At 56.9% G+C, this 10,370-nt stretch carries 9 protein-coding genes and 1 pseudogene; 8 read left to right on the top strand and 2 right to left on the bottom strand.

The genetic code is table 11. The features are described 5' to 3' along the window. Window positions 1–401, top strand: a pseudogene (locus ACOVRJ_RS17960) (efflux transporter periplasmic adaptor subunit); the annotation flags it as partial. A gap of 46 nt (window positions 402–447) precedes the next feature. Here ACOVRJ_RS17960 and ACOVRJ_RS17955 read toward each other — a convergent pair. Next, window positions 448–1,128 (bottom strand): DUF502 domain-containing protein, encoded by a 681-nt coding sequence (locus tag ACOVRJ_RS17955; RefSeq protein ID WP_422045200.1) that lies wholly within the window; start codon window positions 1,126–1,128, stop codon window positions 448–450. A gap of 337 nt (window positions 1,129–1,465) precedes the next feature. Here ACOVRJ_RS17955 and ACOVRJ_RS17950 point away from each other — a divergent pair, with 337 nt between their 5' ends. From ACOVRJ_RS17950 to ACOVRJ_RS17925, 6 genes are all read left to right on the top strand, one after another. Further along, the gene (locus ACOVRJ_RS17950; protein ID WP_422045199.1) at window positions 1,466–3,187 is read left to right on the top strand and encodes an AIPR family protein; all 1,722 of its coding nucleotides are present in this window, start codon (window positions 1,466–1,468) and stop codon (window positions 3,185–3,187) included. 242 nt (window positions 3,188–3,429) lie between these two features. After that, window positions 3,430–4,236: a hypothetical protein gene (locus ACOVRJ_RS17945; protein WP_422045198.1), complete on the top strand. Its 807-nt coding sequence runs from the start codon at window positions 3,430–3,432 to the stop codon at window positions 4,234–4,236. A 115-nt stretch (window positions 4,237–4,351) separates the two neighbouring features. Then, complete coding sequence (locus tag ACOVRJ_RS17940; protein WP_422045197.1) at window positions 4,352–4,816, top strand: excalibur calcium-binding domain-containing protein; 465 nt, start codon at window positions 4,352–4,354, stop codon at window positions 4,814–4,816. A gap of 96 nt (window positions 4,817–4,912) precedes the next feature. After that, window positions 4,913–5,347 carry a hypothetical protein gene (locus ACOVRJ_RS17935; RefSeq protein ID WP_422045196.1) on the top strand — a complete coding sequence of 145 codons (435 nt, stop codon included), beginning with the start codon at window positions 4,913–4,915 and terminating at the stop codon, window positions 5,345–5,347. A gap of 229 nt (window positions 5,348–5,576) precedes the next feature. After that, on the top strand, window positions 5,577–7,769 hold the full coding sequence (locus ACOVRJ_RS17930) for a prolyl oligopeptidase family serine peptidase (protein ID WP_422045195.1): 2,193 nt from the start codon (window positions 5,577–5,579) through the stop codon (window positions 7,767–7,769). A gap of 89 nt (window positions 7,770–7,858) precedes the next feature. Further along, window positions 7,859–8,710 carry an alpha/beta hydrolase family protein gene (locus ACOVRJ_RS17925; protein WP_422045194.1) on the top strand — a complete coding sequence of 284 codons (852 nt, stop codon included), beginning with the start codon at window positions 7,859–7,861 and terminating at the stop codon, window positions 8,708–8,710. A gap of 22 nt (window positions 8,711–8,732) precedes the next feature. Here the strand turns inward: ACOVRJ_RS17925 and ACOVRJ_RS17920 are convergent, their stop codons facing one another. Further along, a complete protein-coding gene (locus ACOVRJ_RS17920; protein ID WP_422045193.1) occupies window positions 8,733–9,440 on the bottom strand; it encodes a class I SAM-dependent methyltransferase in 708 nt (235 codons plus the stop codon). 103 nt (window positions 9,441–9,543) lie between these two features. Here ACOVRJ_RS17920 and ACOVRJ_RS17915 point away from each other — a divergent pair. Beyond that, on the top strand, window positions 9,544–10,370 hold an 827-nt coding region (locus ACOVRJ_RS17915; RefSeq protein WP_422045192.1), incomplete at its 3' end, for a LysR family transcriptional regulator.

Here is a 10,370-nt window from a genome sequence, read left to right as displayed (position 1 = left end):
TGGCGGGCCAGGTCAGCCGGGTCGAGCCGGGTGCCTTCACCAAGGTTTCGGCGCTGGGTGTGGAAGAGCAGCGCGTGCGGGTGCAGATCGCCCTGAGCAGCCCGCTGGCGCAGCGCCAAGGCCTGGGCGACGGCTACCGCGTCGCGGTCAAGGTGATGACGCGCCGCCAAGACGGTGCGCTGCTGGTGCCGGTCAGCGCCGTGTTCCCGCTGCCGGGCGCCGAGCCGGGCCGGCATGCGGTGTTCAAGGTCGAGGGGGGTCGAGCCCGTCTGAGCGAGGTGCAACTGGAAGCGCGCAACAACCAGATGGCCTGGGTCACCCAAGGCCTGACGGCCGGCACTTCGGTGGTGGTGTATCCGCCGCAGGGCTTGCTGGATGGGTCAAAAATCAAGGCCCGTTGAAACATCCGCCGCAAACGCAAAGCGGGCTGGCAGCTGGACGGCGACCTTAGCCCTTCTTGCTGCCCAGCACCTCGGGCGTGGTGACGCCCATGGACACATAGAGGCTGGTCAGCCCTTCCATGCCGATCTCGGCCGGGCGCACCCAGTCTTGCGGCAGGTAGAACAAGCCACCGCCCACCGGCACCGGCGCGGTGGGCACCAGCACGGCCAGGTAAGCGATGCCGCCAATGTCCACCGGCTCCGGGCTGGACAGCAGCCCCAGCACCAGCGCGCCGCCCTCGGGCTTGACGCCGCCGAAGTGGCACCACACCGGCGCCATCGCCCGCACGCCGGCCTCGTCGCGCTTGGACATCATCTCGATCATGCGCTTGAGCAAGTCGTAGACGGTGCTGATCACCGGAATGCGCGCAATCAAGCTTTCCAGCAGCGCCTTCACCCGCCGCTGCAACTGCGTCTCCACCAGCAGGCCCAGCAGATAAACAAACACCAACACCACGCCCAGGCCAATCAAGTAAGCCGCAAACGGCGACTCGGTCAGCGGCAGCCCCAAGCGCCCCAGCGTGTGGCCCAAGACACTCTTGGGCCCCAGATAGTCCATCAACAAAGACATCACCCAGCCCAGCAGCACCAGCGTGGCCACCAAGGGCAGCACGGTCAGAAAGCCGGTAACAAAGGTGCGCAGGACGTGACGGCGAGCTTGAGTGGCGAAGGGTTGAGGGGTGGGCATGGGAGGCAGACGGTTGGAAACAAAACTGGGGGCATCATGCCAGCAGGTGTGAGGTGCGTTAGTGCTACTGCCTAGACCTCACTGCTGAGTCCTAAAGCCAAAGCTTCAGCGATCCCACGCCTGCCGGCGAGACGAGCCGGAGGCGGGAGCATTCGGGTTTAGGTCTTCACAGCAAGGCACGCTCAACTCAACACTACGACTATCCGCCGATATAGCCTGTTAGGATAGTTATACCAAGCGGGTTGCGATTGTTCTGGATTGAAATTTAAGGCCTCGCCTAATCTACCGCCTGAAAGTGGCAAACCACTGAACTTCAATAGACAAACACAAATAAATAATGGACAAAATTACAAAATCGCTTCTTGACACGTTTTCAACTCAAAACGAGCTCAACAAACTCAAAGAACCAATCCAATTTGAGCATTTTTCAAACTATTGCATAACATCAAAGCTCAATCGAACAAGCTTTGATCTTGACGATATACATACTGGCAGCGGCGGAGACTGCGCTATTGATGGACTATTTTTGAACGTAAACGGAAAAATCATTACCGATGCGGACGAACTTAAGGAGTTAGTTGAAGCCGCTGGTCACTTGGATGCCGAGATAGTTTTCATCCAATCAAAAACCACGTCGTCATTCAACGGCTCCGAAATTGGGTCCTTCATACATGGGGTAAAAGATTTCCTTTCCGACGAACCAAAACTAGTACAAAACGAAAAAATAAAACTAATGAAACTTCTATGGGATGAAACCATATCACTTTCATCCCACATGATTAACAGAAGACCCCACTGCAAACTATTTTACGTATGCACGGGAAAATGGGTAGATGACCAGAACTTAAAGGCCATTATTCAAAACGGAGAATCCGAGCTAGATTCCATTGGATTTTTTGACGACATAAGGATATCGCCATATGGCGCCAACGAAATACAAAAGCTATATCACGAAACAAAGAATAAATTATCAGCAACAATAAACTTTCAAAACAGAATTACCCTACCAGACATCAAGGGAGTCAAGGAAGCCTACCTAGGAGTTATCCCATTTGGTGAATTTGTCAAACTAATTCAAGATGAAAATCAAACCATTCACAATATATTCGACGACAACGTCCGCGACTTTCAAGGAGAAAATGCAGTAAACAAAAAGATTAAGGGAACCCTTACCAATGGAGACTTTGATCTATTTTGCGTCTTGAATAATGGCATCACGATTGTCGCGACATCAATAACTCCAGCAGGGAATAGATTTACACTCAGAGATTATCAAATTGTTAATGGCTGCCAGACCAGTAATGTACTACATGACTGCCAAAACATCTCAGGCATAGAAACCACTAACATACCAATAAAGATTATCGTCACAGACAATGACGAAATCAAAACTGAGATCACGCTGGCAACAAACAGTCAGACCGAAGTGAAAACTGAGCAACTAGAGGCACTAAACGCATTCCAAAAGAAGCTAGAACTCTACTTCAACTCTGAAAAGACAGAGCCAAGATTGTATTACGAACGAAGATCCCAACAATACAATTCGTTGCCGGGAGTTAAGCGCAATCAAGTCATTAGCATCCCTATTCAAATAAAAACTTTCGCCTCCATGTTTCTGCAATCACCTCATCTCGTGTCTGGGTATTACGGAACCATTGTCAATAGATTCAAGGGAAAGATATTCGCCTCAGACCACAAGTTCACCCCTTATTACGTAAGCTCGCTTTGCTATTTCAAGCTTGAACAAATGTTCAGATCAGGTGAACTTCCAAATGAATACAAGAAAGCAAGATTCCAACTTATATTGATCGCTCGCATCATTGGCATGGGTATCGACATCGATCAACTAGGAAGTAATAAAATAGAAAATAGATGCGAGGCATTCAAACAGGCACTTCTAAATGACGAAAATGCATTAAAGCTTTTCAAGTCGGCCATTTCGATTTTCAAAAACTCCGGGATTGACCAAACAAAGTCCCGATACAAAGCGGAAACCGACACCGACATCCTGATCAAGGCCGCTGCAGAATTTGCACAAAAAAATCCAAAACTTGTATAACCCGAACGGAAGACTCGGGGCAATCCTTATCCAAAGCTTGGGTCAAGTCTTAGTCATTAGTCCAGCCCTTCTGCTGTTAACGATTTAATACCTGACCCCGCGTTGCCCAACGTGAGTGGTGACGGTTTCGTCGGACATGGTTTACCTGCCGCCGGGCGCATTGGGCTGTTCGGTCACCGCATTGCGGCGGCAGATAAGCTCTAAAAGTTCGCTCAGCAATGAGATAAGAGACGCCAGCAAAAATGAAAAACAACTTTATCCACTACATTCAACGGCAAATCATTCTCGATAATCCAGACGAAGCTGCTTCTCCCTTTTATGCCGAATTGCAAGCCTATGATTTGGGCTTTGAGACTCCTAGATTCCATGTAACCAGATCTAAATCATGGCCAGTCAGTGATATAAAAGAAGATGATGTGATTTGGTTGGTTGGTCAGTTGTCAGCATCCTGGGGGAAACTTCCGCCAGCAATCGATGCAAAGATTGTTGTAGGTGAAATCGAAGAAATCAATCATGCTGAAGGAAAATCAAAAACAAGGTTTACTGCCAAAGAAGGTTCCGCATGGTTTCCCTTGATTGATGCAACAGACATTTTGTCCAGCCTGGAAGTGGTGCTAAAAGCAGGAGAAATCAAACGCCCGTACAGCCCCAAAAAAGATAACTTAGGGCAAGCTTTTCAAAGTCTAAAGAAAATTCATGATTCTAGCGCACTCAATAATTTCGCATCAGAAATACTAAGCAAGGAATTTGAATTTATCAGCTATAGGATTGCCGATGGAACCAAAAGTGCATTTACTAGGGCAGAGGAACAAATTCAACTTGGAAGTGCTGTATTCTGGGATCGCTGGTCATTGCCTAGGCGACTTGCTGAAAGACGAGAACTGGTATCTGATGAAGCGCTTAACAAGTTTCTAATGGGAAAAATCCAAGAATCTTCGTTAGTATGGGGAATAGAGTCCCCAAGATATGATGAAGAAGGTAGTTATTCACAAAAAGAGAAACAATTGGCGTTGACACTGAAAAAGTACGCTGCTTCTTCAGACCTGTGATCGAACAAAGCAAATTAACTCGGACCGCAAATTCCGCTGTACTCCATTTGCGTCTGGTTTCTTTCAGCATTAAGCGTCGCTTTCCATCCTCAACTCAGCGCTTCGTTACCAAGACATGGCAGTCGATTACCTCCAACGCCTTGCAATAAGCTTGACACTGCTGGTGCTGTCGCAGCTTGTGCATGGAGCGAATGCAGTACACAAGTGCGTCTTCAACGGAACCGTTACCTTCCAAAGCAGCCCGTGCCCTGCAGACGCACCAGTGCGCCGCCCCACGAAGGATGAATTGAACGCCGAGCGAAAAGTGCGTCTCAGCGAGGCCGCAGTGCAATCTGCCTCTGCTCCGCCTGCTTCAGTGTCGCCTTCGTATGCCCGTCCAAGGCAAGCCGAAGAGCGCCCTTCAACCATGCCCTCTCGAGACCCAGGCTTCCGTTGCGATGGTCGTCAACACTGTTCACAGATGCGTTCATGCACTGAGGCAAAGTATTTCCTTGCCAACTGCCCGGGCGTAAAGCTGGACGGCAACCATGACGGCGTGCCATGCGAGCAGCAATGGTGCACCCATCCGTTCGCCAAGTAGCACAGCCTGGGATCAAGTCTTTAATCGTTAGTCCAACCCTTCCGCTGTTAACGATTTAAGACTTGACCCCGCGTCACGCGTCGCAGGAGAAGAAAAGTGCTAGCAACCCCTACTGCAGTTGGCAAATGGCCATTTCGAATGGTTGCCGTTATTTTGCTATCACTGGCCATTTACGACATCTACAGCTGGCTTAGCCCTGAGCCCAGCCACAAAGCAGAGTTGGCACAAGAATATATTTTGGCGATAAATAATGCACCAAGAATCGCAGTCAAAAATCTTGATGATTGCCATATGTTGGAAGATAGCGGCGGTGCGAGATGTGTATTCGTCGGGCCCAACTCAGATTTCAAACTATCCAACCTTGCCGCCGAACTCGAATCGGAAGGTTGGACGATAACTCCTAAAAAAAACAAATATAGGATTTACGCGACAAAGCCAGGCAACTGGAATGCCGAGGCCGAAAAAGCTGCAAAGCTGAGAGACGGATTTCGGATAACTATAAAAAGAGCTGCGGAAGCGATGCCGCCGTAACAGCATTGGAAATGGCATTGGGGTCAGGTCTTTAAGCTGTAGGAAAGACTTAACCCTGTAAGGTACTTCACCATCCAGTGCCGCCGCTCCGAAACGGCACGCGCGCTCTGCCCTTGGTTGGATGAGCAAATAAGCGAGCGCCCTAAGTGCCTGCCACACCCCCAGCCAATCCACCGCTGGGTTACGCTTCAGCCCCTCACATTCCACGCCCGCTCGCTGGAGAAGCCTTTTGAAAAAAACCCTTGCCCTTGCCTTGGCGCTGAGCGCCGCATTCCCTGTTGTTGTTCAAGCCGCCACAGTGGCTGGCGTGGAGATGCCTGCTGTGCATGCCCCATGTCCTGTGACGGATACCTACTGGGGCGTGAAGATCGAAGATCCTTACCGCTGCCTGGAAAACCTGGGCGAGCCCGGCGTGCAGGCCTATATGAAGGCGCAGGCCGAGGCCACAGAGAAGGTGCTGTCGCGCATTCCGGGCCGGGAGCAGTTGCTCAAGCGCATCCAGGAGCTGGATGCCGAGGTGCCGGCCAATGTGACCGACGTGAACCGCGATGCCAAGGGCAATCTGTTCTACGAGAAGCGCTTGGCCCGCGACAACCAGTTCAAGCTCTATATGCGCCGTGGCTTTGACGGCCCGGAGAAACTGCTGGTGGACCCGGAAGCGCTGGCCAAGGCCACGGGCAAGCCGCATGCCATCGGCAGCTATAGCAACAGCCGCGATGGCGCCCTGGTGGCCTACAGCGTCTCGGCCGGCGGCGCCGAGATCGGCACTCTGCATGTGATCAACACCCAAACCGGCCAGGAGGTGATGCCAGCGATCGACCGCATTCGCGGCGGCGGTGCGAGCTGGCTGGATGACGGCTCGGGCTTTTTCTACTCCCGCTTGGCGCAAGACTGGGAGAAGCGCCCACGCGCCGAGCGCTTCATGGACAACACCGTCTACTTGCGCCGTTTGGCCGAGCCGGGCAAAGACGTGGCGGTGTTTGGCCCCACGGTGCACCCCGAGCTGGGCCTGGACCGATCCGACGGCGCCAGCATTCAGGTGCTGCGCGGGCAAGGCGTGGCGCTGGCCGTGGTTCAACATGGCGTGAGCCGCTACCGCTCGCTGTACATGACGGACACCGCCGCGCTGCTGGCCGGCAAGCCGCAGTGGCGCAAGGTGTTTGACCAGTCCGCGCAGGTGGGCCATGTCAGCGCCCATCAGGGGTGGCTGTACCTGCGCTCGGCCCAGGACGCGCCGCGCTACAAGCTGCTGCGTCTGGCACTGCCGCAGGCGGACATGGCCCGCGCCGAGCTGCTGGTGCCCGGCGGCGCGGAGGTGATCACGGCCATGGCCTCCGCCCCCGAGGGGCTGTACTTCACCCGCCGCGATGGCGCGGCCAAGAAGCTGTATCGCCTGCCGCACGGCGGAAAAGCGGGAGCCACGCCTCAAGCCATCAAGCTGCCGTTTGAAGGCAATGTGACCCTGGCCGATACCGACGCCGATCTGCCCGGCGTGGTGCTGCAACTCTCAGGCTGGACGCGCACCGCCCAGCACTACTTCCTGGCCGCTAAAGACACCGCACCCAAAGTGCTGAACCTGGCGCCCAAGGGCAAGTTTGATGTGCCGACCGGCGTGATCGCGCGCGAGGTGAAAGTGAAAAGCCACGATGGCGTGGAAGTGCCGGTGTCCATCATTTCGCGCAGCGACATCAAGCTCGATGGCAGCAACCCCACCCTGCTCTACGGCTATGCCGCCTATGGCAGCGTGGAGGAGCCCAGCTTCAACCTGCGTACCCTGGCTTGGCTTGAGCAAGGCGGGGTGATGGTGATGAGCCATGCGCGCGGCGGCGGCATCCTGGGGGATGAGTGGCACAAGGCCGGCCACAAAACCAGCAAGTTCAACACCTGGCGTGATGGCATCGCCACCGCGGAGTGGCTGATCCAGCAGGGCTACACCTCGGCCTCGCGGCTGGCCGTGTATGGCGGCAGCGCCGGCGGCATCTTTGTGGGCCGAGTGGTCACCGAACGGCCCGATTTGTTTGCGTCCGCCGTGATCGGCGTGGGCAATCTGGACCAGATCCGCAGCGAGACGCGCGCCAATGGCGCGGGCAATATCCCCGAGTACGGCACGGTGAAGATCGAAGAGGAGTTCCACGCCCTGCGCAACAACAGCACCTATGAGCACATCAAGCCCGGCGCCAAGTACCCGGCGCTGATGTTTGAGCATGGTGTGAACGACACCCGCGTGGACGTGTGGATGAGCACCAAGACGGGCAGCCGCTTTGCAGCCGCCAACCCCGAGGGCAAGCCGGTGCTGATGCGCCTGGAATACGACGCCGGCCACGGCGTAGGCTCCACGCGCATCCAAGGCCAGCAACGCACGGCCGACCGCTGGGCTTTCATCCTTTGGCAAGCGGGCATGCCGGGCTTTCAGCCGAAGTGAGGCCCTGGCTGAGGGCCGGGCTGCGAGCGATTGAGGTCAAGTCTCGATACGGGTGAAGCCTTGCGAAGGAGACGGCAAAGGTGTTTCGAATGAATGAACTCTTTTTGCGCATCTCTTTGGCTGGGCTTGCCCTGCTGATGACAGGGGCAGCGGTCGCCCAGGAGACGATTTCACTCTCGCGGCAGGATCAACAGGCCGTGACCGTGACGGCTTACGCGCCCAAGCGAGCGGGCTGCCAGGGCATTGCCATCGTCTCGCCCGGGGCGGGGGGCTCTGAGAAGGGCTACCCCTACCTCGGCGAGGCCATGGCGTCCCTCGGCTACTTGGCGCTGGTGATCGGCCACCGAGAAAGCGGGCGCGATGCTTTGCGCGAGCACATGCGTGGCCATGGTCTGCGGGCCGGGCTGTCGGAATTGATCACCGACCCCAAGGCCTATCGCGGAAGATTCATGGACATCGCCGCAGCCAAGGCATGGGCATCGTCCCGATGCAATGCACCCGAGTCGATACTGATCGGCCACTCCATGGGTGCAGCCACCACGATGATGGAGGCCGGTGCCAGAAACAAGCTGGGCGTGAAAGGCGCAGATCGCTTCAGCGCCTACATTGCCTTGTCTCCACAAGGGGCTGGCACGATATTCCCCCGCAATGCGTGGTCAGACATCAAACGCCCTGTGCTGTCGATCACGGGCACTCGCGACAACGAGCTCGGAGGCGCCTCTTGGCAAACGCGTACCGAGCCGTTTCAGGACATGCCCGCCGCTTGCAAGTGGCTGGCGGTGATTGAGGGGGCGACGCATATGAATTTCGCCGGGAACGGCATCTCCCGCCGAACTGAAACACTGAGCACGCAAGTCATCGCAGACTTTCTTGAAGGCATGCGCCGAGGTGATTGCAAGCCGATGTTGCAGAGCCAAGGCCTCGAAATCCAATCGAAGTGAAGGCCTCGGCGGGACGCCGGGGTCAGCTCGGCTTCCGGGCCACGATGAAGACGCGGATGTCTTTGCCCCGTGTGCCGTGCCGCTCCACATTCAGCACCTCCAGCCCCTGACGCGCAAACGCCGCCAGCAGCTGCGGCTGCTTGAAGCACAGCACATGAGGCGCTCTGCCGATGGCGCGCATCAGCGGCAGGGCGAGATAGGGGATGAGCGGATTCATCTCGCCGATGCAGGCCGTCTTGGAGATCAAGAGGCCGCCCGGCCGCAGGGCTTGCTTGGCAAGGCTCAGCGCTTGGTCGAGATCGTCCACCAGATGCAGCAGATTGAAGGCCAGCACTGCGTCGTAGGCGCCGGGCGCGAATTCAGGCGCATCGGCATCGGCATCGGCCAGCGCGAAGCTCAGCTGTGGCACGGGCTGGGCAGCAAGCTTCTCACGCGCAATCTCAATCATGCGGCTGGACACATCGGTCGCCAGGAAGTGCCGCGTGCCGGGCGCCAAACGCAGTGCGGTGCTGCCGGTGCCGCAGCCCAGTTCCAGCACGTCTTGCTCGGCTGAGAGCAGGCACTGAACACGAGCCAGCGTGGCCTCGTAGCCCGCGCTATCGGCAATCGGGTCGGCCGCGTATTTGCGGGCGATGCGGTCCCAGAAGCGCGCTTTGCGGGCGACAGCGTCCTGGGTGACGGGCGCTGCCGCGCCAGTTTCGGCGCGCGGGGCAAGGGTGGGAGACGACATAAAGGCTGCGGACGGAATCCGGGATGGGGACGACAGCCGCATACTATCTATGCACGCGTTCGCTGGAAACGCCGAAATCTGCACAGGACATATACATCCGCGTATGGACAAACTGGATTGGAACCAGCTCCGGGCGTTTTTGGAGACGGCGGAGACCGGCTCGCTGTCAGCGGCTGCGCGCAAGCTGGGCCTGACCCAGCCGACGCTGAGCCGCCAGGTGGCGGCCATTGAGCAGCGCATGGGCGTGACCTTGTTCGAGCGGGTGGGCAAGGCCATGGTGCTCTCCACCACCGGCATGGAACTGCTCGAACATGCCCGCGCCATGGGCGCCGCCGCCGAGGCCATGGGCTTGGCGGCCACTGGCCGCTCTCAGGCCATTGAGGGCGTGGTGTCCGTCTCCGCTAGCGACGCGGTGGCCGCGCACCTGCTGCCGCCATTGGTGCGGCAGCTGCGAAGCCAAGAGCCCGGCATCGTCATCGAGGTGATTTCATCCAATGCGCTAAGCGACCTCTTGCGCCGCGAGGCCGATATCGCGATTCGCCACGTCAAGCCCGATCAGCCCGACCTGATCGCTCAACTGATCCGCGAGGCGACGGCCGGTTTCTACGCCTCGGAGGAATGGGTCCAGGCGAATGGACACCCGCGCAGCGCCGAAGAGGCCGCCCGCCTGCCCTTTGTGGGTTCGGATCGCAACGGCCAGTTCTTGGGCTATCTGCGCCAGCACGGCCTACCGCTCACCGAGGCCAACTTCAGCTGCTACTGCGAGCACTCCATCCCCCACCTGGCCCTGGTGCAACAAGGCATGGGCATCGGCGTCATGATGGACGAGATCGCGCAAGGCACGCCTGGGCTAGTCCGCGTGTTGGACGAGGTGCCGCCGGTGCGGTTCCCGATCTGGCTGGTGACGCACCGCGAGCTGCGCACCTCGCG

Origin of the sequence: Roseateles sp. (genome assembly GCF_049240545.1) — a bacterium.
Lineage (GTDB): Bacteria > Pseudomonadota > Gammaproteobacteria > Burkholderiales > Burkholderiaceae_C > Paucibacter_A.
Note: the sequence above shows the minus strand (reverse complement) of the source record. Positions and strands in the feature narration are given on the sequence as shown.

Excerpts from the sequence above, each read along its gene's own strand:
- ACOVRJ_RS17940 (WP_422045197.1), top strand. The coding sequence starts at position 4,352 with ATGGCAGTCGATTACCTCCAACGCCTTGCAATAAGCTTGACACTGCTG.
- ACOVRJ_RS17920 (WP_422045193.1), bottom strand. The coding sequence starts at position 9,440 with ATGTCGTCTCCCACCCTTGCCCCGCGCGCCGAAACTGGCGCGGCAGCG.
- ACOVRJ_RS17945 (WP_422045198.1), top strand. The coding sequence starts at position 3,430 with ATGAAAAACAACTTTATCCACTACATTCAACGGCAAATCATTCTCGAT.
- ACOVRJ_RS17955 (WP_422045200.1), bottom strand. The coding sequence starts at position 1,128 with ATGCCCACCCCTCAACCCTTCGCCACTCAAGCTCGCCGTCACGTCCTG.
- ACOVRJ_RS17950 (WP_422045199.1), top strand. The coding sequence starts at position 1,466 with ATGGACAAAATTACAAAATCGCTTCTTGACACGTTTTCAACTCAAAAC.
- ACOVRJ_RS17925 (WP_422045194.1), top strand. The coding sequence starts at position 7,859 with ATGAATGAACTCTTTTTGCGCATCTCTTTGGCTGGGCTTGCCCTGCTG.